Here is a 22,189-nt window from a genome sequence, read left to right as displayed (position 1 = left end):
GCATCTCCTCTGGGGAGCCGTTGCTGAGGAGCTGGTTGGCCTCCTTGATGACTCGTTTGTCCTTGTTCTGCGTTGCTACGTGGAGGATGCGGGAGATGGNGACCCGGTCGTCCTCGGNCTGGGCCAGCCGGTAGCCGGTCTTCAAGAAGGTGCGCATGTCATCGACGGTGCCGTTGAGGGCCTCATTGGCCTCTCGGACGACCCCCCGACCGCTGTTCTCGTCCGCCAGGATGGCGGCGATCGCCGCACGCAGTTCGTCCTCCGACATCTCGTCCACCGGTGTGTCGGACACGGTCGCCACGGTGGTGGTGACCGGGATCGCCGAACCATCGGCGAACGCCGGGGCGGTGAGGAGGAGGGCTGGAGTCAGGGCGGCGGCCACGACGAGCAGAACGGCACGCGTCGGTCTCATGAAGGAATGCCTCCGTGTTCGAACGTCGGATATGCCGATGATCAGCCATGCGCGCCGAAATCGCACGAGGAATCGATTAGTCCGGAAAAGGTGCTCGCGGAGTGCGGGGGTTTCAGCGCCCTCGTCCAGGCCCTCCGATGTCATCCTCCGCGACGGGCGCGCACCGGTCGCAGCGGCCACCCGACAGGCGAAGGGGCCGCCCCGCCGGACAGTGGCGGGGCGGCCCCTTCGGGCTCATGAGGTGTCAGAGGCGCGATCAGTCGTCGTCGCCGTCGTTGTCGTCCTGGTCGTTGTCGTCGTGGTCGACGTGCTGGGCGGTGACCTTGCCGCTGGCGGCGTCGACGGTGATGTCGTGGCTCTTGTGGTCCTTGCCGAGGACGTCGACCTCGTAGACGGCTCCGCCGGTGCGGTCGTTGTCGTCCAGGCCGAAGGAGGTGACGGTGCCGGGCACGGCGTTCAGGGCCTGGTCGGTGGCCTTGGCGTAGCCGGTCTTGTCGCCCTTGATCAGGGCCTGGGTCTCGCGGGCGTCCTCGGCGTCGTCGTCGCGGTCGGTGTGCTGGTTCAGGACCTTGCCGTTGCCCGCGTCGATCGTCACGTCGTGGCTCTTGTGGTCCTTGCCGAAGACGTCGACCTCCCAGACGAGGGAGCCGTTGCGGTCGGCGGTGTCGAGCTCGGCGGAGGTCGCGGTGCCGGGGACGGCCTTCAGCGCGGCGGCGGTGGCCTCGTCGTAGCTGACCTTGTCCGCCTTGACCTCGGTGCGGTCCTGGGCGGTGTCGTCCAGGTGGGTCTCGTTCTGGGTGAGCTGCACCGAGGAGCGCGGCGCCGGGCCGTCGTCGTCCGCGAAGGCGCTGGCGGCGCCCGTGCCGCCGATCAGGGCGATGGCGGCGGCCGTGCCGAGGACGACGGCGCGGGGGGTGAGGGTGCGCTTGGCGGTGGCCTTCATGAGGACGTTCCTCCGGTTCGTGTCGCGGTTTCGCTTCCGTCGGCGGGCCCTGTCGCGCCCTTCCGACATCCACTACGGTGCCGAACCGAACCTGAACGCAGCCTGAAGTCCTGAAGGGGTCTTCAGGTTGGGGAGTTTCCGCAGGCCGAACGGGCGAAGGGGCCGCCCCCGCCGGACAGTGGCGGGGCGGCCCCTTCGGGCTGAGAGGGGGGCGTCAGGCGTGCGCCGGGGCGGGAGCCATCCGCCGCTCGACCCGGGCCTTGCGCGTCCCGTACAGGGTGATGGCCGTGGCGCCGACGACGGCCAGCAGGCCGAGGGCGACGGTGCCGGTCCAGCCGCCCGTGTGGAAGGCCATGGCGCCGAGCGTGCCGCCCGCGCTGCTGCCGGTGTAGTACGCGGTCTGGTAGAGCGCGGCGGCCTGGGCGCGGCCGGTCTTCGCGGTGCGGCTGACCGCCGAGGAGGCGGCGGCGTGGCCCGCGAAGAAGCCCGCGGTGATCAGGACCAGGCCGAGCAGGACGAGCGCCAGCGCGTCGGCCAGGCTCAGCAGGAGACCGGCGGTGGTCATGGAGACGGCGACGTACAGGGCGCCGCGCCGCCCGAGGCGGCCGACGAGCTTGCCGGTGGCGGCGGAGGAGACCGTGCCCACCAGGTAGATCAGGAAGATGGAGCCGATCATGCTCTGCGAGAGCCCGAAGGGCTCGCCCACCAGCCGGTAGCCGATCACCGTGTAGACGCCGCCGAAGACGGTCATGAAGAGCGCGCCGATGGCGTACAGGCGGCACAGCAGCGGGTCGGACAGGTGCCGGGTCACGGTGCGGGCCAGGGCCCGCGGGCTGACCGCGGCGGGGGTGAAGTTCCGGGCCTTGGGGATCAGCAGCCGGAAGGCGATCCCGCAGACCAGCGCCATGACGCCGACCGCCGCGAGGCCCATCCGCCAGCCGTGGCCGTCGGCGACCCAGCCGGTGATGAGGCGGCCGCTCATGCCGCCGACGCTGTTGCCCGCCACGAACAGCCCGATCGCGCCGACCAGCGCCCGCGGTTCGACCTCCTCGGAGAGGTACGCCATCGCGGAGGCCGGGATACCGGCGATCGCCGCGCCCTGGACGGCGCGCAGCGCGATCAGCCAGCCCAGGTCGGGGGCGTACGGCACGACCAGTGCGACCGCCACCGCGACCGTCAGCGAGACGGTCATCATCGTGCGGCGGCCGAACCGCTCGGACAGGGCGCTCAGCGGGACGACCATCAGCGCCAGCGCCAGGGTGGCCGCGGACACGCTCCAGCTGGCCTGGTCGGCTTGGACGTGCAGATCGTCGGAGATCGCGGGGAGCAGCGCCTGGGTCGAGTAGAGCAGGGCGAAGGTGGCGAGTCCGGCCGTGAAGAGCGCGAGTCTCATCCGGATGTAGCCGGGGCGGCCGGGGGCCATGCGCTCGGGAGCAGAAGAGACGGGCGGTGCGGAGGCGTCCACGCGGCTGTGGGTGGACGCCCCGGTATCAGCGGGAGGCATGGTTCGAAGGTAAGGACCCCAGAGTTGATGCGTCCAATGCACGGAATCGCGATAATCGATCCATCACAGCATGAGCAGAGGTCAGGGGCGTTTATGTCACGCATCCGCAACCAAAACGACATTCCGGTGACAGTCGAGGTCGAGGCCGAGTCCTGGGCGGCGGCCCTGACGCCCCGCCTTGCCCAGTTCGCCGCGGTGGCACGCCATGAGCATGTCACCCGTGCCGCGCAGGAGTTGGAGGTGCCCCAGTCGACCCTCAGCCGGGCGATGGTGCGGCTGGAGGAGGACCTGGGCGTGGCGCTGTTCGCCCGCCGCGGCCGTACGGTGGCGCTCACCCCGGCGGGGCGCACGTTCCTGCGCTCGGTGGAACGGGCGCTGGCCGAGGTGGACCGGGCCGCCGAGTCCGTACGGGCCGACGCGGACCCGGCGGCGGGCCGCGTCGCGTTCGGCTTCCTGCACACGCTGGGCTCGGAGACCGTGCCCGGCCTGATCCGCGGCTTCCGCGTCGACCACCCCCGGGTCCGCTTCCAGCTCGTCCAGAACTACGGCGAGGCCATGATCGAGCGGATGCGGGCGGGCGGCCTCGACCTGTGTCTGACCTCACCCGTCCCGGACGCCCCCGACCTGGTCGCCCGCCGCCTGGACGAGCAGCGGCTACGGCTCGTGGTGCCGGACGACCACCGGCTCGCCGGGCGCCGCCGGGTCCGGCTCGCCGAGGCGTCGGCGGAGCTGTTCGTGACGCTGGAGCCGGGGTACGGGCTGCGCCGGATCACCGACGCCCTGTGCGCGGAGGCGGGCTTCACCCCGAAGATCGCGTTCGAGGGGGAGGAGGCCGAGACGATCCGCGGTCTCGTCGCCGCGGGGCTCGGCGTGGCGCTGCTGCCGCCGCCCGCCGTGCCCCGCCCGGGGGTCGCGGAGCTGACGGTCACGGCGCCGCGCGCGGTCCGTGAGATCGGCGTGGCCTGGCTGGACGGCCACCCCGACACGCCTCCGGTGGCCGCCTTCAAACGGTTTCTGCTGAGCCGTCGCGGTCAGCTTCTGGACTGACGCTCTCGCAGGTTTCCCGACCGGCGTTCTCCTGGCTGAAGTTCGCGGCGTCCGGGCTGATCAGGACGTCGATCCCGGCCCGCAGGAACTGCTCGAAGACGTCCTGGTTCTCCGCCGAGGCCAGCGCGGGGGACTGGATGGTGCCGCGCATCAGGCTGGTGCCGAGCACCCACGCCACCAGCAACTCGGCCCGCACCTCGGCGTGCGGGCCGTCCAGGCGGGCGGCGAACCGCTGGGTGAACAGGTCGGTCAGCTCCTCGCGAAACCGTCCGATGGCCTCGTCGCGGCTGGAGGAGCGGAGCACGGTGAGCACGGGGTGGGGGAAGTCGGCGTCCTTGGGCTCCCCGGCGATCAGGGCGCTGAACCAGTCCGCGACGCAGTCCAGGGGCACGTCGAGCAGCGGCTCGAACACCTTGCGGTTGCTCGACACCGTCTCGAACAGCGCCTCCTTTGAGCCGAAGTACCGGTAGACGAGCGCGGCGTCCACACCGACGTCCCCGGCGATGTCGCGCACGCTGGTGCCGTCGTAGCCGTACCGGCCGAAGCGGAAGGCGGCGGCGGACATCAGGGCGGTGCGCGTCCGCTCGGCACTGCGCTTGCGCGCGGGCCCACACCCCCCTGACGTCCCCGAAGTCCGGTCGTTCGCTGGTTCGTTCACCCGATAGCTCCTCGCGCAGATACGGCCGTCGCCGGTCGCCCATCCTCCAGGCTCTGCCGACTGTCTCAAAGTCACCGATCGTTGTCAGCGCTTGTTGACTTTCCGTCGGACGGACCTGCACGATGATCGATAAGTCAACGATCGATGACTTAGGGGTTGGGAGATCAACTGTGTCTGATCTATCTGGTCGCCATGTCGCCGTGATCGGTACCGGCTATGTCGGGCTGACCACCGGCGCCTGCCTGGCGTCCCTGGGCCACCACGTGGTGTGCGCGGACGCCGACTCCCAAAAGGTCCAGCGGCTGCGGCGGGCCGAGGTCGACATCCTCGAACCCGGCCTGCCGGACCTCGTCCGGGACACCGTGGCCTCCGGCCACCTGGAGTTCACCCAGGACACCGCGGCCGCCGTGGCCGACGCCGACGTCGTGTTCCTCTGCCTGCCCACGCCCATGGGCGCGGGCGGCGCCGCCGACCTGGCCGCCGTCGAGACGGTCGCCGGGGAGATCCGCACCGTCCTGCCGCAGAACAGCGTCGTCGTCAACAAGTCCACCGTGCCCGTCGGCACCGCGCAGCGCGTCGCGGACCTGCTCGGCCGCCCGGACGTGACGGTGGTGAGCAATCCGGAATTCCTCCGCGAGGGCCGGGCCGTGCACGACTTCCTGCACCCGGACCGCATCGTGATCGGCGCCGCGGACCGGGAGGCCGGGCAGCGCGTGGCCGACCTGTACGGCACGCTCGACGCGCCCGTCGTGCTGACCGACGCCGCCAGCGCCGAACTGGCCAAGTACGCGGCCAACTTCTTCCTGGCCATGAAGCTGTCCTTCGCCAACAACCTGGCCACCCTCTGCGAACACTTCGGCGCCGACATCGGCGACGTCACCGACGGCATCGGCCACGACCCCCGCATCGGCCCCGCGTTCCTGCGGCCCGGCCCCGGCTGGGGCGGCTCCTGCCTGCCCAAGGACACCCACGCCCTGCTGACGATCTGCCAGGAGGCCGGGGTGGACTTCCCGCTGCTGCGGGCCACCATCGAGACCAACGTCGAGCACCAGCACCGGCTGGTCGAGCGCATCGTCGCCGAGTCCGCGGCCGCGGACGGCTCGCTGCACGGCGTGACGCTCGCCCTGCTCGGCCTGACCTTCAAGGCGGGCACCTCCGACCTGCGCGACTCACCCGCCCTGGCCATCGCCCGGCTCCTGAAGGAGCGCGGCGCCGAACTCCTCGCCTACGACCCGGCGCTGGAGGGCACCCGCCGCCCCGACCTCAGCGACCTGCTCACCGTCGTGGACGACCCGCTGGACGCGGCGGCCGGTGCGGACGCGTGCGTCGTCCTCACCGAGTGGCCGCAGCTGCGAGACCTCGACTGGGAGGCCATCGCCGGGCGGCTCGCCACCCCCACCGTCCACGACTTCCGCAACCTCCTCGACCCGGTCCGGCTGGAGCGGGCCGGGCTGCGGTGGTACGGCGTCGGCCGCACGCCCGCCCTGGCGCCGCGCGGCTGAGCCGTCCGTACACCGCATCCCGACCAGGCACCACGCCACCGAACAGAAAGGGTTCACCCCATGCGGGTCCTGTGCACCACAACCGGCAGTGCCTCCCACGGGCGCGCCCAGCTGCCCCTGCTCCGCGCGCTCGCCGCGGCCGGACACGAGGTGCTGGTGGTCACCAACTCCGACCTGGCACCGGTCTTCCAGGACGACGACGTCCGCGTGACCACCGTCATGCCCGACCTCGACCCCCGTGCCCGGATGGAGGAGCACGCCGACGAGATGGCCGACCTGCCGCAGGGCGACACGGCCGCGCTGCACTCCGCGATGGGCAAGCTCATGTTCCGCGGCATGGCCGGGGCCGGGGCGAAGATCTCCCTGGAGGCCGTCTTCCCGACGGCGAAGGAATTCCAGCCCGACCTCATCCTGCGCGACGGCATGGACATGGGCGCCTGCCTGATCGCCGAGCGGCTGGGCATACCCCATCTGCCCACCCCCTCCGGCGCCGTCAACATCCTCGACCCGGCCGATGTGCTGCCGTACCTCAACGCCAGCCGCGAGGAAGTGGGGCTGCCCACCCACGACGACCCGCTGTCCATCGCGCCGCACGGGCGCGTCGACTGCGTACCGCCGGAGTTCACCTTCGCCCGGAACCTGCCGCCGACGTTCTCGTACCGGCAGACCGTGGACGTCGAGCGGGCCTCCGTCCTCCCGCGCTGGGTCGCCGAACTCCCCACCGACCGGCCCCTGGTGTACGCCGCCATCGGCACCGCGATGCCGAAGATGCTGGAGTTGGGCGGCGCCGAAGGCGGTTTCGAGCTTCCCCCCGGGTTCCCGGACCCCGCGGCCACGCTGCGCACCATCGCCGACGCCGTGGCGCGGCTGGAGGACTGCACCGTCGTCCTCACCACCTCGGGCGTCCCGCTGGACACCGAAGGGCTGCCGCCGCACGTCCACGTCACCGAGCGGCTGCCGCAGCCGATCCTGCTGGAGTCCGTCGACGTGTTCCTCACCCACGGCGGCTTCAACAGCATCCGTGAGTCGCTGCGCACCGCCACCCCGCTGGCCGTCCTGCCGCAGTTCGGCGACCAGCACGCCAACGCGCGCCGGGTCGAGGAGCTGGGCCTCGGCCGCCACGTCACCGACACCGCCCCCGAGAGCGTCGCCGCCGTCTGCCGGGACGTCCTCGCCGACGACGCCATCACCGCCCGGGCCCGTACGGCACGGCTGGTGATGCTGGCCACGCCGGGCATCGAGACCGCCGTCGGCGATCTGGAGAAGCTCGCCGGATAACCCCGCCCCGCACGCCGAACGGTACGACGCGACCCCCGGGAAGAGACGGACCTCCTCGTGACCACCTCCGACACGACCGAGCGGGGCGCGGCCCCCGACGCGGACGGCCCGCCCGTACGGCTCACCCACCGCCAGATCACCACCGTCATGTCGGGTCTGGTGCTCGGGATGTTCCTGGGGGCGCTCGACGGGACCGTGGTGTCGTCCGCGCTGCGCACCATCGCGGACGACCTCCACGGCCTCACCGCCCAGGCCTGGGTCACCACGGCCTACCTGATCACCGCCACCATCGCGACCCCGCTGTACGGCAAGCTCTCCGACATCCACGGCCGCCGGCCGGTCTACCTGGCCGCGATCGTGCTGTTCACCCTCGGCTCGCTGCTGTGCGGGATCGCCACCTCGATGTACGAGCTGGCCGCCTTCCGGGCGGTGCAGGGCCTGGGCGGCGGCGGGCTGATGTCGCTCGCCATGACGATCGTCGCCGACATCACCTCCCCCCGGGAACGCGGCCGCTACCAGGGCTACTTCATGGCGGTGTTCGGCGGCTCGAGCATCGTCGGGCCGCTCATCGGCGGCGCGTTCGCCGGACGCGGTGCCCTGCTGGGGATCGACGGCTGGCGCTGGATCTTCCTGATCAACGTGCCGCTGGCGATCCTGGCCATCACCGTGATCCTGCGGGTGCTGCACCTGGTCCCGCACCACCCGGTGCGGCACCGCCTCGACTACGGCGGCGCGGCCGCCCTCGCCGTCGGTCTGGTCCCGCTGCTCACCGTGGCCGAACAGGGCCGCAGCTGGGGCTGGGGCGCGCCGCTGTCGCTGGCCATGTACGCGATCGGGGCGCTGGGCCTGGCCGGGTTCGTCCTGGTGGAGCGGCGGATGGGGGACGCGGCCCTGCTGCCGCCCCGGATGTTCCGCATCACGTCGTTCCGGCTCGGCACGACGCTCCACTTCATCGTCGGCATCGGCATGTTCGGCGCGATGACGACGCTGCCGCTGTATCTCCAGCTGGTGAAGGGCATGACCCCGATCGAGGCGGGTCTCGCCACGCTGCCCACCGTCGCGGCGAACCTGACGACCACGCTCGTCGTCGGCCGGCTGATCTCCAAGACCGGGCGGTTCAAGGTCTACCTGGTGACGGGCATCGGCTCGTTCGCGGCCGCCATGGTCGTCTACGCGACGCTGGGGGTGGACAGCCCGCTGTGGCACGTCTCCCTGGGCATGGTGTTCATGGGCGCCGGACTGGGCGCGGCCATGCAGACGCTCACCACCCTCGCCCAGAGCGAGGTGCCCCGGAAGGACATGGGCGCCGCGACCGCGGGGGTCAACTTCTTCCGCTCCAACGGCGGCACGGTGGGCGCCGCCGCCTTCGTCTCCATCCTCTTCTCGTTCGCGGGGACGCGGATCGGCGACCGCTACACCGAGGCGCTCGCCCAGCCCGGGTACCGCAAGCTCGCCGAACAGCCCGCGAACGCGGAGGCCCTGAAGGCGGCCGTCGGCCCCGGCGGCAAGGTCAACCTGGAGGACTCCGCCTTCCTGCACACCCTCGACCCCCGGGTCGCCCAGCCCTTCCTGGAGGGCTACGTCAGCTCCTTGCGGATCGTGTTCCTCACCGGCGCCGCCGTGGTCCTGGTGGCCTTCCTGCTCGCCGCCCGGCGGGTGCCGGACCTGACGCTCTCCGACGAGTAGGCACCTCGGACGCAGCGGGCGCCGCTTGACCCTGCCGCCGGCGGCAGGGTTGGACGATCACCGCATGGACACCAGCACCGCACCGCAGAGCGCCAGGATCGTCGTCGTCACCGGGGCCGGGACCGGGATCGGCCGGGCCACCGCCCGGGCCTTCGCCGCCGAGGGCGCCCAGGTGCTCGCCGTCGGACGGCGGGCCGAACCGCTCCACCAGACGGCCGCCGGACACCCGCGGATCACCCCGCTGACGGCGGACATCACCGCCGAGGGAGAGCCCGAGCGCATCGTCCGCACCGCCCGGGAGGCGCACGGCCGGTTGGACGTGCTGGTCAACAACGCGGGCATCGTGCGCGGCGGCGCCCTCGGAACCCTCACACCGGAGATGATCGACCCGCAGATCGCCACCAACCTGATCGCGCCCATCCTGCTGGCCCAGGCCGCGCTGCCCCTGCTGGAGGCGACCGGCGGGGTGATCGTCAATGTGAGCACCTCGGTGGGGCAGCGGGCCTGGCCCGGTAGCTCGGTCTACGCGGCGACCAAGACCGCGCTGGAACTGCTGACCCGCAGCTGGGCGGTCGAACTGGCCCCCCGCGGCATCCGCGTGGTCGCGGTCGCCCCCGGCGCGATCGAGACCCCGATCGGCGAACACCAGGGCCTGACACCGGAACGGAGGGCCGCGGTGCGGGAATGGCAGCTGGCCCACACCCCGCTGGGCCGTATCGGCCGACCCGGGGAGGTGGCCCGGGCCATCACCCAACTCGCCTCGCCCGAGGCGTCGTTCATCACCGGAGTCGTGCTCCCGGTCGACGGCGGGGCGGTCGTGGCGTGAGTTGGGGCGTGATAAATGTGGCCCCGGAGGTGGTGCGGGTGAGGATCGGCGAACTGGCCAAGGCGACCGGGACGACCCCGCGTGCGCTGCGGCACTACGAACAGGCCGGGCTGATCTCCTCCGGGCGGGCCTCCAACGGCTACCGCGTCTACGACGAACGGGCCGTGGTGCGGGTCCGCAACATCCGCCACCTGCTGGCCGCCGGGCTCACCCTCGACGACGTCCAGGCGTTCCTGCCCTGCCTGGACGGCGACGTGGCGGCCGCACCGCCGTCGGACAAGGGGCTGCGCGTCGCATGGGAACGGCTGGCGGTCCTCAACGAACGGATCGCCGCCCAGACCGAGGCCCGCGACCGGCTGGAGTCCGCGCTGCGGAACACCACCGGCGGGCGGACCCGCCCCGGGGCCTGACCCTCCGTCCCACGACTCCGTCCCACGACTCCGTCCCACGACTCCGTCCCACGACAGAGGGTCAGGCCGCTCACTGCAACGGCGAATCCGGCGGCGGAATGCCGACGATGCGCTCCCGGTCGACGGCCTCCACCCCGTCCACCGCCTCCAGCACCGGGATCCGGTCCTCGGCGATGGTGCCGGACAGCGAGCCGAGCAGGGGCTGTTCGCCGGTGACCGTGAGGCCGGCCGCGCGGGCGGCCCGTACGACCTCCGCGAACCGGTCGGGGTCGACCGAGACGATCACTCCGACCGGTCCGGATGCCTCGCTCACGGGGCCCGTCACGGCGCCTGCAACAGACCCGCGCCGACATCCGCGGCGGGCTGCGGCAGCGGGTACGCCCCGGAGAGCAGCCGGGACCGCAGCCCCTCCCCCGACGCCTCCGGCGCCGCCTGCGCGATCAGCGCCAGGACACCGGCGGCGTGCGGACAGGCCATGCTGGTGCCGCGCAGCGACTGGTACTTGCCGCCCGGGGCGGCCGAGAACACACCGACGCCGGGCGCCGCGAGGTTGACCTCGCCGCCCTGGCCGTTGATGGCGCCGCACGAGAAGAACGCCGTCGAAAGGTCCTTGTCGAGGGCTGCGACCGCCAGCACCGACGGGCAGTTGGCGGGGCGTCCGACGGGGGCTACGAACCCTGGCCGGTCGCTCTCGTTGCCCGCCGCGGCGACGATGACCGTCCCGCGCTGGAGCGCGCGCCGGGCCACGTTCTCGTAGGTCTGCGGGAAGAGCTCTCCCGGCCGGACCTGGGCGCCGAGCGACATCGAGATCACCCGTGCGCCGTGGGCGACGGCCCAGGCCATGCCCGCCAGGATCTGGCCGTCGGTGCCGGTGCCGCGGGCACCCAGCACCTTGCCGGCGAGGATCTTCGCCTCGCCCGCCACGCCGTAGCGGGGCGCGTGCTCGGGTTTGGCCGGACCGGCGACGGTGCCGATGCAGTGCGTACCGTGGCCGTGGCCGTCCTCCACGTTCTCGCCCTCCACGAACGAGGCCGTCAGCTCGAGGCATCCGGCCAGGTCCGGATGGCCGGTGTCCACCCCGGTGTCCAGGACGGCGACCTTCACCCCGCGCCCGGTCAGATGCGAGAGGTTGGCCCGGATCGCCTGCTGTCCCCAGGTGGCGCTCTGCTCGTCCCAGGCCGGACCCAGCGAGGAGGCGAGCTCGGCCCGGGTGTGCCGGTCGACCTCGTCCTCGTCGCTGCGGTAGGTCGGGAAGAACCCGGTCAGCGTCCGCTGCGGCTCGGTGATCACCGAGGCGTACACCATCCGTTCGGGCTCGGCCGCGATGATGGTGGGCTCGGTCTCTGCCGTGGTCACCAGCGTGTGCCGCTGGTCGGGCTGCACTTCGACGACGGCGGCGCCGAGTTCGTCGAACAGCACCGAGACATCGGGGCGTTGGAGCAACTCGGCGGCGCCCGCGGCCTCGGTGCCGCGGACGCGTTCGACGGAAGCTATCCCTGCGGACGAGCGCAGCGCGTCCAGTCCGCGTTCCGTCTCCCGCTGGTCGAGCAGCACCACGTACCGGCCGGTGTACTCGGTGGCGTGGGGCATGAGCGGCACATCGGCCCGCTCGGGGTGTTCGCCGTTGGGCGGCCTGCGCATGGGTCCGTTCGTCATGGGGATTCTCCGCTTCTGTGCGCTCCCCCCGTGCTGTTGGGGGCGCGCGCCGATGCGCGGAGTGTCGGGCGCCAAGGATGACGGGGCGGTCCGCCGCGTACCGGCGCGGTGCCATCGCCGACTTCGAGGCGGTCGTCCCACGGTCGTGTCACGCCCACCTCGCGGGCGCCCCCTCATCCACCGTCACGCCGCTGACAGGCGCCCGCAACTCAGGCCCTGTCCGGCGGCGGCTCAGCGCCGCAGCGTGGAGCCGAAGCCCGCGGCCAGCGGCATGCGCAGGCCCAGCGGGGGCGGCGCGGCCAGGGCGTCGGCCACCGGGCGGGAGTAGCCGGTGGCGAAGAGGGAGCCGAGGAGGAAGTCGATGGCCAGCGCCTGGACCTCGGAGCGGTGCTGGTGCAGCCCGTGCCCGTCGGTGTGCACCTCGAAGCGGCACACATCGCGGTTGACCTTCTTGGCCCGCTCGGCGAACCGGTACGACAGCTCGGGGTCGACGCGCTCGTCGTTCGTGCCGTGGGCGATCAGCACCTGCCGTCCCACCAGGTGCTTGACCGGTTCGGGCTCCAGCGAGTCCGGCTCCGGGAGCCAGGGCGCCAGGGCCACCACCGAGGCGACGGCGGGATGCCCGGCGGCGCGCAGCGCGGCGCGGGCGCCCATGCCGTGGCCCGCCAGGCACACCGGTACGTCGCCGTAGCGCCGTACGACCTCCTGGGTGGCCCATTCAGCGTCGGCGGCCGCGGCCGCGTCGGGCCCGTTCCAGCCGCGGCACCGGTAGTGGACGACGTGGGCGGCCAGCCCCTCCTCCTGGCCCGCCCGGACCAGTCGCCGGGCCAGCGGCAGCACGGCCGCGGCGGACATCCGGGTGGGCCGCCGGGTGCCACCGTCCGGATCGCCGCCCGGAAGCAGCAACACCACACCGTGCACGGTCCTCCGCGAGGCGGCCGCGCCCATCGGCCGCCCCAGCCGGGCGCCCCGTTCGGGCAACGCTTGCTGAGCCATGGCAAAACGATCGCAGAACGGGGAGTGGAGTCCACTACCCGTGCGGGTCACTGTTCCGTATCTATCCGCGACGGTCTACGCGCGTAGGGGCTATGGTGCGCAGATGACGAGCGAGCACACCCACCAGCCCACCCCCGAACAGATCCGCCGTGCCCCCAAGGTGCTGCTGCACGACCACCTCGACGGTGGGCTGCGCCCCGGCACGATCATCGACCTCGCCCGGGAGACCGGGTACGAGGCGCTGCCGGAGAACGAACCGGACAAGCTCGGCCTCTGGTTCCGCGAGGCGGCCGACTCCGGCTCGCTGGAGCGGTACCTGGAGACGTTCGCCCACACCTGCGCCGTCATGCAGACCCGGGACGCGCTGGTCCGGGTCGCCGCCGAATGCGTCGAGGACCTGGCCGAGGACGGTGTCGTCTACGCCGAGATCCGCTACGCCCCCGAGCAGCACCTCACCCGGGGGCTCACCCTGGAGCAGGTCGTCGAGGCGGTGAACGACGGCTTCCGCGAGGGCGAGCGGCGGGCCCGGGACAACGGCCACCGGATCCGCGTCGGCGCCCTCCTCACCGCGATGCGGCACGCCGCCCGCGCGCTGGAGATCGCCGAACTCGCCAACCGCTACCGCGACCTCGGCGTCGTCGGCTTCGACATCGCGGGCGCCGAGGCGGGCTTCCCGCCCACCCGCCACCTGGACGCCTTCGAATACCTGAAGCGGGAGAACAACCACTTCACGATCCACGCGGGCGAGGCGTTCGGGCTGCCCTCCATCTGGCAGGCGCTCCAGTGGTGCGGCGCCGACCGGCTGGGCCACGGGGTGCGCATCATCGACGACATCGAGATCGCCGACGACGGCTCCATCACGCTGGGCCGCCTCGCCAGTTACGTCCGGGACAAGCGCATCCCGCTGGAGCTGTGCCCGACCTCCAACCTCCAGACGGGCGCGGCCACCTCGTACGCCGATCACCCCATCGGGCTGCTGCGCCGTCTGCATTTCCGGGCCACCGTGAATACGGATAATCGTCTGATGAGCGGTACGAGCATGAGCGTCGAATTCCAGCACCTGGTCTCGACGTTCCAGTACACGCTGGACGACATGCAGTGGTTCACCGTTAATGCGATGAAGTCGGCCTTCATTCCTTTCGGTGAACGTCTGGCGATGATCAATGACGTGATCAAGCCCGGGTATGCTGAATTGAAGTCCGAATGGCTGTTCCGGCAGGTGGGCTCGGTCACCCCTGTGACCAGGAGTTCTGTGGTCGAGGGCAGCTGATCGTACGGACGGAAGAAAAGGCCGGGGAAAGGGTGTGGCGGCCGTTCGGCGGCCGCTTTCCCCTGTTTGCGGGCGCCCGAAAATCAGGGCTACGTTTCCGTATCGGTCAAGACCCCCGTCTGCAAGGACAGATTTCTGATGAAGCAGGGAACCCTCAAGACCCTCGGCGTGATGGCCCTCGGCGCTGCCGCCCTCGTGGCCGGAGGCGGCGTCGCGTCCGCGGCCGGCACCCCCGGCCCGCACGGCCATGGCACCTCCGCCGTCCCCGGCGGCCGGGGCGCCGGCGCCTCCGCCCCGCAAGCGTCGGTCCCCGGCAAGGCGGTCCCCGGCAGGCCCGGCAGCGGCCCCGCCGCCGGCCGGCCCAGCCAGCCGGAGCCGCAGGGCCTGCTGGGCAACCTCGGCGGGCTCGGCGGGCTCAAGAACCTGCCGACCGGCAACCTCATGCGTCTGGGCTGATCCTCCGTCCGGCACCCGACCGGGCCGCACACCCGCCTCGGGTGTGCGGCCCGGCCGCGTCGTCGGTGGCGGGCTGCCGTCACCAGGCCTCGCGGTAGGAGTCCTCCGCCGGTAGGAGGATCCACAGCGCGATGTAGAGCAGGAACTGCGGGCCCGGCAGCAGACAGGAGGCCAGGAAGATCACCCGCATCGTGGTCGGGGTCGTCCCGAACCGGCGGGCCAGTCCGGCGCAGACACCGGCGATCATCTTGTCGTTGCGGGGGCGTACCAGTGCGGCGGCCATGATGGCGGCTCCTCGGCGTATCGGATTCGTACCGTCTCGGTGCGGGTTGCCCGAGCTGATACCTCCACGCTAGGTCCGCGAGCCGGACGAGGCGTCGCTCCACGGGGCGAGGCCGACCCTGGTCATCGTCGGGGTCACCGTCCGGCCGCTCTCCTCCCGGGGGAGGGCGGCGCCCCCGACCCGGTCGGCCCGGCGGCGGACCAGGGTCCGTACGGCGGGCACCACCAGCAGATGCGCGAGCGCGACCCCGAGGGTGTTCAGCAGCAGCGCGTCCACGCTCACGATCTGGCCGGTCACCTCGCTGCGCAGCAGGGCGATCGCCATGGCCGTCATCGCCCCGGTGAAGGTCGTCCGTACGAACGAGGCGAACGGGTACGCGTCCACCCGGCCCCCGGCCAGCGGCAGCAGCACCCCCAGCGGGGCGAGCAGCAGCAGCCCCCCGCCGATCGAACGGGCCGCGGCCCAGGGGGTGAGCGCCAGATCGGCGCGGATGGCGCCCAGCGGTTCCAGGGTCTCGGCCGTCACCCACGGCACGGTCAGCGGGCGCAGGGTCAGCCAGCAGACGAACGCAAGGTGAGCGACGAGGAGAACGAAACCCGCGGCGCGGTAGCGGAAGGCGGCCCGACGGCCGAAACGACCCTGCACGTATCTCAGGACGCGACCGGCCGGGCTCGCGGTTCCGCGCGCACCGCGCTGGTCAGTAACGGGTTACCGACTGGTCGGTTACTGGATCGTCACGGGAAACGGCCCGGGAACGGGCGGCGAACCACGGGGAATCGGTCAGTCCGCCGGTCAAGACCCCGGCACCCCGTCGGGACACCGGCACCCCGTCGGGACCCCGGCGCACCGCCACCCCGTCAGGACACCAGCACCCCGGAGGTCACCGCGACCTCCGGACGGCTCCGCATCTCCTCGGTGCACTCGTACCGCTTCAGCGGGTCCCGGTCGCTGTCCGGGCCGCCGAGCACCACCTTGTGCTCCTCGTCCGCGGCCGCCGAGCCCGCGAACGTGCAGATGATCTGCGCGAGCGCGTACGACGGCAGCTCCTCCGGCGGCCGGTTCAGCCGCAGCGCCCCGTCCGGGTCGCCCTTCGCCGGACCGGAGACCGAGACCCAGTCCTCCACCGCGGTGGAGAACCCGGCCGAGGACTCGGACGCCGAGGGCGGCTGCCGCAGCTGATCCAGCAGCGCCCGGGCCGCCTCCACCTGCTCGATCGGCGCCTTCCGCTCCGACAGCTGCGCGTTCCGGTTCACCGACAGGATCCGCGAGGTGCACAGCAGATAGATCCGTACGGACACCCGGCCCGCCCCCTCGGCGGCCCGCCCCGTCTCCGGCGCCCGGCACGAGGCGCGCGAGGGCGCGGCCCCGGCGTCCACCGGCACCGAGGTGCCGCGTATGCCGCACCCGGCCGCCAGCAGCGCGGCCACGACGGTCAGCAGCAGGGCGGCGCGCCGCCGGGTCGCTCGCGGGCTCATGGCGCGCCCCCTTCGTTCTTACGGCTGCCCTCGGCACCGTCGCCATCCTTGCCGGGCTCGCCCGTGCGCTCCCTGCCCTTCCGGTCCTCGCCCTTCCGGTCCTCGATCGAGGCCAGGCGCGAGGCGTCCATGGGCAGCCGCAGCGTGAAGACGGCCCCGCCCTCCGGCGAGTTCGCGGCGCTGATGTCACCGCCGTGGATGTGCGCGTTCTCCATCGCGATCGACAGTCCGAGACCGCTGCCCTCCGAGCGGGGCCGGGAGGCGCTCGCCTTGTAGAAGCGGTCGAAGACATGCGGCAGCACGTCCTCCGGGATGCCCGGACCGTGGTCCCGCACCTTGATCAGCAGGTCCTCGCCCTCGGGCAGTACCGACACCCGCACGGGGGAGCCCCCGTGCTTGAGCGCGTTCCCGATCAGGTTCGCCAGGATGACGTCCAGCCGCCGCGGATCCAGCCGGGCCATGATCCCGCGCGCCGCGTCCAGCTCCACCGCGTCCAGCCAGGCGCGCGCGTCGATGCACGCCGTCACCTGGTCCGCGACATCGACGTCGTCGAGCACCAGCCGGGCGGTGCCCGCGTCGAAGCGGGTCACCTCCATCAGGTTCTCCACCAGATCGTTCAGCCGCCGGGTCTCGCTGACCACCAGCTGCACCGCGGGGGCGATCATCGGGTCGAGCGCGTCGGCCTCCTCCTCCAGCACCTCGGTGACCGCCGTGATCGCGGTGAGCGGGGTCCGCAGCTCGTGCGACATGTCCGCGACGAAGCGCCGACTGGACGCCTCCCGCGCGCTCAGCTCCGCCACCCGCTTCTGGAGCCGCTCCGCGGCCCGGTTGAACGTGTGCGACAGATTGGCCAGCTCGTCCGAGCCGGAGACCTGGAGCCGGGTGTCGAGATGCCCCTCGCCCAGCCGGTTCGCCGCCTCGCCCAGCCGCTGCACCGGGCGCAGCACGGTGGCCGCGGCCGCCTGCGCGAGCAGCGCGGAGCCGATCAGCGCCAGGGCGGTGGCGATGCCCAGCGACCAGGCGAGCGAGTTCAGGTCCTGGCGCTCGGTGTCCAGGGACTTGAGCATGTAGCCGGTCGGCCCGCCCCCGTTCACCTTCGCCCCGCCCACCAGGTACGGGGTGCCGTCCAGGGTGATCCGCTGCCAGTAGAGGTGGTACGGGGCGGCCCGCGACCCCTCGGCGGCGCGCCGCTCGTCCACCGCGCGCCGCAGCACCCCCGGCACGGCCTTCATGGTGAACAGATCCGGCTTCGAGGCCGCCGTACAGCCGCCGCTGCCCGTCGTCCGGGTGACCAGCAGCACCTCGTACTTCTGCGTGTTGTCCGCCATGCGGTCAGCCGCGTCCTGAAGCTCGGGACAGCTCGGCGTGACCGGCAGCGGATCGGTGTCGTCCTTCAGCGCCTTGCGGAACTCGTCCAGCGCCGCGTCCTGGGTGCGCGTCAGCACCGCGTCACGGTTCAGCCAGTACGCGATCGCCGACGCGGACGCCGCGGCCGCCAGCGCCACCAGACCGAAGACCAGCATCAGCCGCAGCCTCAGGCTGAGCCACCGCAGAACCCCCGCGGCCCAGCCCCGCGCCCGACCGGGCTCCTCGTTCACACCGCTCAATTCCGCGACTCTCCGCCCCCGCCATGCGCACCGGCGTACGCGACCGCATCCCTCACGCCGGAGCGTCCAACCGGTACCCGACCCCACGCACCGTGCGGATCAGCGTCGGCGACGACGGCACGTCCTCCACCTTGGCGCGCAGCCGCTGAACGCACGCGTCCACCAGCCGGGAGTCACCCAGATAGTCGTGTTCCCACACCAGCCGCAGCAGCTGCTGCCGCGACAGCGCCTGCCCCGGCCGCCGGCTCAGCTCCAGCAGGAGCCGCAGCTCGGTGGGGGTGAGCTGGAGATCCTCGCCGTTCTTGGTCACCGTCATGGCGGCCCGGTCGATCACCAGGCTGCCGAACGACGCCGCGTCGTTCGCCTCCCGTTCGCCGCGGCGCAGCACCGCGCGGATCCGGGCGTCCAGCACCCGCCCCTGCACGGGCTTCACCACATAGTCGTCCGCGCCCGACTCCAGCCCGACGACCACGTCGATGTCGTCGTTCCGGGCCGTCAGCAGGATGATCGGCAACTGGTCGGTGCGGCGGATACGGCGGCACACCTCGAAGCCGTCGATCCCGGGCAGCATCACATCCAGCACGATCAGATCCGGCCGCTGCTCGCGCAGCAGCTTCAGACCGTCCTCACCCGTCGCCGCGGTCGCCACACGGTGGCCCTGGCGGGACAGGGAGAGTTCGAGGGCCGTGCGGATGGCGTCGTCGTCCTCGATCAGCAACAGGAAAGGCACGTTGGTCATTCTGGCCTACAAGGGGCCTGTAGTTCGACCGTCGGGTCTTCACCAGCTTGATCGCCTGTGACGAGCCTGTGACAGTCGGCAGACAGCGCCATGAAACTGGTTCGGCAAAGTCTTCTGTGCACCGGCCGGAACGAGCGGCCGGGCAGCCAGCAGACGACCGAGCAGGCTCCACCGACGGGGGGCGCGACATGAGCACACTGCACTACACCCACAACAGCGCAGTCATTCGCACGCGCCTCCACGACGCCGGCCGGAGCGGAGAGAAGTCCGGTGCCGTGAGCGGGCGGGGGTGCGCTCGCGGCACCGGGCGTCAGCGGCCGCCGTACATGGTGGCCATTGACGCGAACTCGGGGGCCGGGGAGGGCCCCGGGGGGAACGGGGGTCCCGGGGGGGATCACGGGGGCAGCTCGTACAGGGAGGCAGAGGGGGAGCGGCGCACGCAGAGCGGGGCGGAAGCGGAATTCACCGCGTACGTCCAGGAGCGCCGCGCCTCCCTGTACGCAACCGCCTACCACCTGACCGGCGACCGGTTCGAGGCCGAGGACCTGCTCCAGAGCGCGCTGTTCTCGACCTACCGGGCCTGGGACCGGATCAGCGACAAGGCCGCGGTCGGCGGCTATCTGCGCCGCACCATGACCAACCTGCACATCAGCGCCTGGCGTCGGCGCAAGCTCAACGAGTACCCGACGGAGGAGCTGCCGGAGACGGCCGGCGACCAGGACGCGATGCGCGGCACCGAACTGCGCGCCGTGCTCTGGCAGGCCCTGGCCCGGCTCCCCGAACTCCAGCGCACGATGCTGGTGCTGCGGTACTACGAGGGCCGCACGGACCCGGAGATCGCGGACATACTCAACATAAGCGTCGGAACGGTCAAGAGCAGTATCTGGCGCTCGCTGCGCCGGATGCGCGAGGACGACACCCTCAGCTTCGGCCGTGACGAGGAAGAGTCCTTCGGCGAACTCGTCGCCTGAGGGCAGGGGAAAACGGGGGCCGGTGCTCGGGGGAGCGCCGGGGTGAATGGGGAAACGGGGGAAACGAGAAAATGGGGGAAACGGGGTAGAACGGGGAAACGGGATCGGGGGATCCCGACGGGGGAGAGCGGGTCCGGACGGCCGGGAGGCCTGTCCGGGCTCGTTCGCATGCGCGGTCGTACGGCGGCGGTTTGAGTACGGATACTCATGCTCCCGTATCGCCCGTTTCGGCAGGCTGATCCGCATGCTGATCCGCAGGAAGACAAGCGACGTTCTCCGACGCGTCCTCGATGTGGTCGCGGGCGACTGGCTCTCCCGCGGCTACCTCGCCGTGGTCTTCGCCCTGCTGGCCTGGGCCTGGGCGGACGCGAGCTTCTTCCCGTACGACGACGCCTCCCTGGCGGCGGTCGTCCCCGCCCTCTTCACGGCCCCGGCCAGCCTGCTCTTCGTCCTCCTCCCGGAGGGCACCGAGGGCTCCTACTTCGGCCTGGTCACGGCGGCGGCCCTGCTCAACGCCACCGCGATCACCCTCCTGGCCCGTACGGCGCGCAGCGCCTAGCTGCGCTGTCCCGCGGGGTTCACCACGGCACGGTCCGGCCGAAACGATCCAGATAGGCGAGCCCGGGCATTCCCCGCCTCGACAGCAGAACGTCCACCACCTGCGGGACGGCCTCCTCGACGGTGAACGGCGCATCCGGCCCCCCTAGGGCGGTGCGGATCCAGCCGGGCGCCATGAGCACGAATGCGCGCCGCGTCCCGGACTGCCGTGCCGAGAAGCTGCGCATCAACATGTTCAGGGCCGCTTTGCTGCCCCGGTAGACCTCGCGCAATCCGGTCGCATTGTTCGTGATGCTTCCCTGCCCGGAGGACATCGCCCCGATGAGCCCGGTCGGGGACACGAGGTCCTCCAGGTTTTCGATGACGCGCATGGGGCTGAGCGCGTTGGTGACCATCACCTCCACGAAATCGGCGGTCGGGACCGCGCCGATCGGCGTCTGCTCATGACCGGTGGTCCCCGCGTTGACGAACAGCACGTCGAGTTCTCGCTGCGCGAGACGTTCGTGCAGGGGTGCCAGCTGGGCGGGTTCGTTGATGTCGAGATGCTCGACGGATACGCGCCCGTCGGAGCGGTCGGCGAGATCGTGCAAGGGCGTTCGTGTCGTCGGGTTCCGGACCGTGCCGATGACGTTCCACCCTCTGTCGAGGAATTCGGCTGCCATCGCGTGCCCGAGACCGCGCGACGCCCCGACGATAAGGGCGGTCGGCGCGTGCCGGTCCGCGTCAGTCGATGACACTCCGCGTCATCTCCTTACGTCGTCATGTCGCATGGTGAGCTGATGCCCGTCGAGTCTTTCCGGCGCGCCGCCGTCAGGGCACGTCCGGTGGGCGGATTTGTACGATCGCCCACGTGACAGGACCATCCATGGCTGAATCCGCCGCTCTACAGCCCGACGATGTGCGTCTCATCCGTGCGCTCCAGGTCGCCCCGCGAGCCTCGTTCGCCTCGATCGCGGCCGCGCTCGGCCTCACCGAGGGCGCTGTCAGCCGCCGCTATCGCCGACTGCGCGCCGAGGGCGTCATCCGTGTCACCGGGGTTGTCGACCCCGGGGCGCTGGGAGAGAGCAAGTGGCTGGTGCGGCTGCGCTGTCGCCCCGGCAGCGTGACGGCGATCGCCGACGCGCTCGCGAAGCGCGACGACGTCAGCTGGGTCGCCCTCACCGCCGCGGGCTCCGAAATCACCTGCGCGGTCCGGTCGCGCACCCGGGAACAGCGTGAAGACCTCCTCGGTCAGCGACTTCCGCGCACCGCGGCGGTGCTCGACATCAATGCGTCCGCGATGCTCCGCCAATTCGTCGGGGGCCGTGGCCATTACTGGGCCGCGCTGCGCGGCGCGCTGACTCCCCAGCAGGAATCGCTCCTCGGAAACGACGGCCCGCCCTTCACGGAATCCCCGGTCATCACCCGCGATCCCGTGCATCTCACCCCCGGGGACGAGAAGATGCTCGACCTTCTCGCCGCGGACGGCCGCGCCAGCCTGGTCGATCTCGCCGCGGCGGCCGACCTCACGCCCGGGCGCGTCTCACGCCGCCTTCACGCTTTGCTCCTGCGCCGCGTCGTCCATATCGATGTCGAAATCGTCGCAGCGTCACTGGGCTTTCACGCCCGGGCGAACCTCTGGCTCCTCGTCCATCCGTCGGCCGTCAAGAGCGTCGGCCGCACCCTCGCGCAGGAACCCGAAATCACCTTCGCCGCTGCCGTTTCCGGGCCCCACAACATCCATGCCGTCGCGCACTGCCGGGATCTGGACGAACTCTTCGAATTCACCACGGACCGCATCGGGTCCCTGCCCGGACTCCAGAGCATGGAGGTCTCTCCCCTGCTCCAGCAGATCAAGCAGGTGGGCACGCTCGTGTCCGGCGACCGTCTCGTCGCGCCGCGAAGCCCTCGCGTACGCCGCTGAAGACGCGCC

The 22,189-nt window shown here is 71.8% G+C and carries 24 protein-coding genes; 11 read left to right on the top strand and 13 right to left on the bottom strand.

Going from position 1 to position 22,189, the window contains the following annotated elements; translation table 11 throughout:
• The 3 genes from LCH29_RS39025 to LCH29_RS39015 form a co-directional block, all read right to left on the bottom strand.
• On the bottom strand, window positions 1-268 hold a 268-nt coding region (locus tag LCH29_RS39025; RefSeq protein WP_446466455.1), incomplete at its 3' end, for an ALF repeat-containing protein.
• Window positions 269-668: 400 nt separating this feature from the next.
• Window positions 669-1,355, bottom strand: coding sequence for a PepSY domain-containing protein (locus LCH29_RS39020; protein ID WP_446466420.1), 687 nt, complete (start codon window positions 1,353-1,355; stop codon window positions 669-671).
• A gap of 214 nt (window positions 1,356-1,569) precedes the next feature.
• The gene (locus LCH29_RS39015) at window positions 1,570-2,859 is read right to left on the bottom strand and encodes an MFS transporter (RefSeq protein ID WP_446466419.1); all 1,290 of its coding nucleotides are present in this window, start codon (window positions 2,857-2,859) and stop codon (window positions 1,570-1,572) included.
• Between the two features lie 93 nt (window positions 2,860-2,952).
• Here LCH29_RS39015 and LCH29_RS39010 point away from each other — a divergent pair, with 93 nt between their 5' ends.
• Complete coding sequence (locus LCH29_RS39010; RefSeq protein ID WP_446466418.1) at window positions 2,953-3,906, top strand: LysR family transcriptional regulator; 954 nt, start codon at window positions 2,953-2,955, stop codon at window positions 3,904-3,906.
• Here LCH29_RS39010 and LCH29_RS39005 read toward each other — a convergent pair.
• Entirely contained in the window at window positions 3,863-4,564 is a 702-nt protein-coding gene (locus LCH29_RS39005) for a TetR/AcrR family transcriptional regulator (RefSeq protein WP_446466417.1), read from the bottom strand. The genes LCH29_RS39010 and LCH29_RS39005 overlap by 44 nt on opposite strands.
• Window positions 4,565-4,764: 200 nt before the next feature.
• On the opposite strand from LCH29_RS39005, the gene LCH29_RS39000 reads away from it, so the two are divergent.
• The 5 genes from LCH29_RS39000 to LCH29_RS38980 all read left to right on the top strand — a co-directional run bounded on the left by LCH29_RS39000 (window position 4,765) and on the right by LCH29_RS38980 (window position 10,266).
• On the top strand, window positions 4,765-6,066 hold the full coding sequence (locus LCH29_RS39000; RefSeq protein ID WP_446466454.1) for a UDP-glucose dehydrogenase family protein: 1,302 nt from the start codon (window positions 4,765-4,767) through the stop codon (window positions 6,064-6,066).
• 60 nt (window positions 6,067-6,126) lie between these two features.
• Window positions 6,127-7,344 (top strand): glycosyltransferase, encoded by a 1,218-nt coding sequence (locus tag LCH29_RS38995; RefSeq protein ID WP_446466416.1) that lies wholly within the window; start codon window positions 6,127-6,129, stop codon window positions 7,342-7,344.
• A gap of 57 nt (window positions 7,345-7,401) precedes the next feature.
• Entirely contained in the window at window positions 7,402-9,030 is a 1,629-nt protein-coding gene (locus LCH29_RS38990; protein WP_446466415.1) for an MDR family MFS transporter, read from the top strand.
• 64 nt (window positions 9,031-9,094) lie between these two features.
• A complete protein-coding gene (locus tag LCH29_RS38985) occupies window positions 9,095-9,856 on the top strand; it encodes an SDR family NAD(P)-dependent oxidoreductase (protein WP_446466414.1) in 762 nt (253 codons plus the stop codon).
• Window positions 9,857-9,894: 38 nt separating this feature from the next.
• Complete coding sequence (locus tag LCH29_RS38980; RefSeq protein WP_446466413.1) at window positions 9,895-10,266, top strand: MerR family transcriptional regulator; 372 nt, start codon at window positions 9,895-9,897, stop codon at window positions 10,264-10,266.
• A gap of 70 nt (window positions 10,267-10,336) precedes the next feature.
• Here the strand turns inward: LCH29_RS38980 and LCH29_RS38975 are convergent, their stop codons facing one another.
• The 3 genes from LCH29_RS38975 to LCH29_RS38965 all read right to left on the bottom strand — a co-directional run bounded on the left by LCH29_RS38975 (window position 10,337) and on the right by LCH29_RS38965 (window position 12,918).
• Entirely contained in the window at window positions 10,337-10,579 is a 243-nt protein-coding gene (locus tag LCH29_RS38975) for a hypothetical protein (RefSeq protein WP_446466412.1), read from the bottom strand.
• Between the two features lie 8 nt (window positions 10,580-10,587).
• Window positions 10,588-11,922 carry a S8 family peptidase gene (locus LCH29_RS38970; protein ID WP_446466411.1) on the bottom strand — a complete coding sequence of 445 codons (1,335 nt, stop codon included), beginning with the start codon at window positions 11,920-11,922 and terminating at the stop codon, window positions 10,588-10,590.
• Window positions 11,923-12,153: 231 nt separating this feature from the next.
• Window positions 12,154-12,918: an alpha/beta hydrolase gene (locus tag LCH29_RS38965; RefSeq protein ID WP_446466410.1), complete on the bottom strand. Its 765-nt coding sequence runs from the start codon at window positions 12,916-12,918 to the stop codon at window positions 12,154-12,156.
• 103 nt (window positions 12,919-13,021) lie between these two features.
• Here LCH29_RS38965 and LCH29_RS38960 point away from each other — a divergent pair, with 103 nt between their 5' ends.
• Together LCH29_RS38960 and LCH29_RS38955 are read left to right on the top strand one after the other, a co-directional pair.
• Window positions 13,022-14,188: an adenosine deaminase gene (locus tag LCH29_RS38960; protein ID WP_446466409.1), complete on the top strand. Its 1,167-nt coding sequence runs from the start codon at window positions 13,022-13,024 to the stop codon at window positions 14,186-14,188.
• A gap of 138 nt (window positions 14,189-14,326) precedes the next feature.
• Window positions 14,327-14,644, top strand: coding sequence for an ATP-binding protein (locus LCH29_RS38955; RefSeq protein ID WP_446466408.1), 318 nt, complete (start codon window positions 14,327-14,329; stop codon window positions 14,642-14,644).
• Window positions 14,645-14,723: 79 nt separating this feature from the next.
• On the opposite strand, the gene LCH29_RS38950 is transcribed toward LCH29_RS38955, so the two are convergent.
• From LCH29_RS38950 to afsQ1, 5 genes are all read right to left on the bottom strand, one after another.
• Window positions 14,724-14,927 carry a PspC domain-containing protein gene (locus LCH29_RS38950; RefSeq protein ID WP_446466407.1) on the bottom strand — a complete coding sequence of 68 codons (204 nt, stop codon included), beginning with the start codon at window positions 14,925-14,927 and terminating at the stop codon, window positions 14,724-14,726.
• Window positions 14,928-14,996: 69 nt separating this feature from the next.
• Window positions 14,997-15,572 (bottom strand): VanZ family protein, encoded by a 576-nt coding sequence (locus tag LCH29_RS38945; RefSeq protein WP_123100233.1) that lies wholly within the window; start codon window positions 15,570-15,572, stop codon window positions 14,997-14,999.
• A 212-nt stretch (window positions 15,573-15,784) separates the two neighbouring features.
• Window positions 15,785-16,402 (bottom strand): hypothetical protein, encoded by a 618-nt coding sequence (locus LCH29_RS38940; protein WP_446466406.1) that lies wholly within the window; start codon window positions 16,400-16,402, stop codon window positions 15,785-15,787.
• Entirely contained in the window at window positions 16,399-17,925 is a 1,527-nt protein-coding gene (locus LCH29_RS38935; RefSeq protein ID WP_446466453.1) for a sensor histidine kinase, read from the bottom strand. Before LCH29_RS38935 ends, LCH29_RS38940 begins: the two co-directional genes overlap by 4 nt.
• 136 nt (window positions 17,926-18,061) lie before the next feature.
• A complete protein-coding gene (gene afsQ1 / locus LCH29_RS38930; protein WP_009717259.1) occupies window positions 18,062-18,739 on the bottom strand; it encodes a two-component system response regulator AfsQ1 in 678 nt (225 codons plus the stop codon).
• Window positions 18,740-18,936: 197 nt separating this feature from the next.
• Between afsQ1 and LCH29_RS38925 the strand changes: the two genes are divergently transcribed.
• Both LCH29_RS38925 and LCH29_RS38920 read left to right on the top strand, forming a co-directional pair.
• Complete coding sequence (locus LCH29_RS38925) at window positions 18,937-19,719, top strand: SigE family RNA polymerase sigma factor (RefSeq protein ID WP_446466405.1); 783 nt, start codon at window positions 18,937-18,939, stop codon at window positions 19,717-19,719.
• Window positions 19,720-19,963: 244 nt separating this feature from the next.
• On the top strand, window positions 19,964-20,278 hold the full coding sequence (locus LCH29_RS38920) for an SCO4225 family membrane protein (RefSeq protein ID WP_446466404.1): 315 nt from the start codon (window positions 19,964-19,966) through the stop codon (window positions 20,276-20,278).
• Window positions 20,279-20,297: 19 nt separating this feature from the next.
• On the opposite strand, the gene LCH29_RS38915 is transcribed toward LCH29_RS38920, so the two are convergent.
• Window positions 20,298-21,014, bottom strand: coding sequence for an SDR family NAD(P)-dependent oxidoreductase (locus LCH29_RS38915; RefSeq protein ID WP_446466403.1), 717 nt, complete (start codon window positions 21,012-21,014; stop codon window positions 20,298-20,300).
• A gap of 128 nt (window positions 21,015-21,142) precedes the next feature.
• Between LCH29_RS38915 and LCH29_RS38910 the strand changes: the two genes are divergently transcribed.
• Entirely contained in the window at window positions 21,143-22,180 is a 1,038-nt protein-coding gene (locus LCH29_RS38910) for an Lrp/AsnC family transcriptional regulator (protein WP_446466402.1), read from the top strand.
• Window positions 22,181-22,189 lie beyond the last annotated feature (9 nt).

Source organism: Streptomyces sp. BRA346, from assembly GCF_052851135.1.
Note: the sequence above shows the minus strand (reverse complement) of the source record. Positions and strands in the feature narration are given on the sequence as shown.

Bases quoted from the DNA above. Each gene is read 5' to 3' on its own strand.
- LCH29_RS39020 (WP_446466420.1), bottom strand. From the start codon at position 1,355: ATGAAGGCCACCGCCAAGCGCACCCTCACCCCCCGCGCCGTCGTCCTC.
- LCH29_RS39015 (WP_446466419.1), bottom strand. From the start codon at position 2,859: ATGCCTCCCGCTGATACCGGGGCGTCCACCCACAGCCGCGTGGACGCC.
- LCH29_RS39010 (WP_446466418.1), top strand. From the start codon at position 2,953: ATGTCACGCATCCGCAACCAAAACGACATTCCGGTGACAGTCGAGGTC.
- LCH29_RS38995 (WP_446466416.1), top strand. From the start codon at position 6,127: ATGCGGGTCCTGTGCACCACAACCGGCAGTGCCTCCCACGGGCGCGCC.
- LCH29_RS38985 (WP_446466414.1), top strand. From the start codon at position 9,095: ATGGACACCAGCACCGCACCGCAGAGCGCCAGGATCGTCGTCGTCACC.
- LCH29_RS38970 (WP_446466411.1), bottom strand. From the start codon at position 11,922: ATGACGAACGGACCCATGCGCAGGCCGCCCAACGGCGAACACCCCGAG.
- LCH29_RS38965 (WP_446466410.1), bottom strand. From the start codon at position 12,918: ATGGCTCAGCAAGCGTTGCCCGAACGGGGCGCCCGGCTGGGGCGGCCG.
- LCH29_RS38960 (WP_446466409.1), top strand. From the start codon at position 13,022: ATGACGAGCGAGCACACCCACCAGCCCACCCCCGAACAGATCCGCCGT.
- LCH29_RS38955 (WP_446466408.1), top strand. From the start codon at position 14,327: ATGAAGCAGGGAACCCTCAAGACCCTCGGCGTGATGGCCCTCGGCGCT.
- LCH29_RS38950 (WP_446466407.1), bottom strand. From the start codon at position 14,927: ATGGCCGCCGCACTGGTACGCCCCCGCAACGACAAGATGATCGCCGGT.
- LCH29_RS38940 (WP_446466406.1), bottom strand. From the start codon at position 16,402: ATGAGCCCGCGAGCGACCCGGCGGCGCGCCGCCCTGCTGCTGACCGTC.
- LCH29_RS38935 (WP_446466453.1), bottom strand. From the start codon at position 17,925: ATGCTGGTCTTCGGTCTGGTGGCGCTGGCGGCCGCGGCGTCCGCGTCG.
- LCH29_RS38925 (WP_446466405.1), top strand. From the start codon at position 18,937: ATGAGCACACTGCACTACACCCACAACAGCGCAGTCATTCGCACGCGC.
- LCH29_RS38920 (WP_446466404.1), top strand. From the start codon at position 19,964: ATGCTGATCCGCAGGAAGACAAGCGACGTTCTCCGACGCGTCCTCGAT.
- LCH29_RS38910 (WP_446466402.1), top strand. From the start codon at position 21,143: ATGGCTGAATCCGCCGCTCTACAGCCCGACGATGTGCGTCTCATCCGT.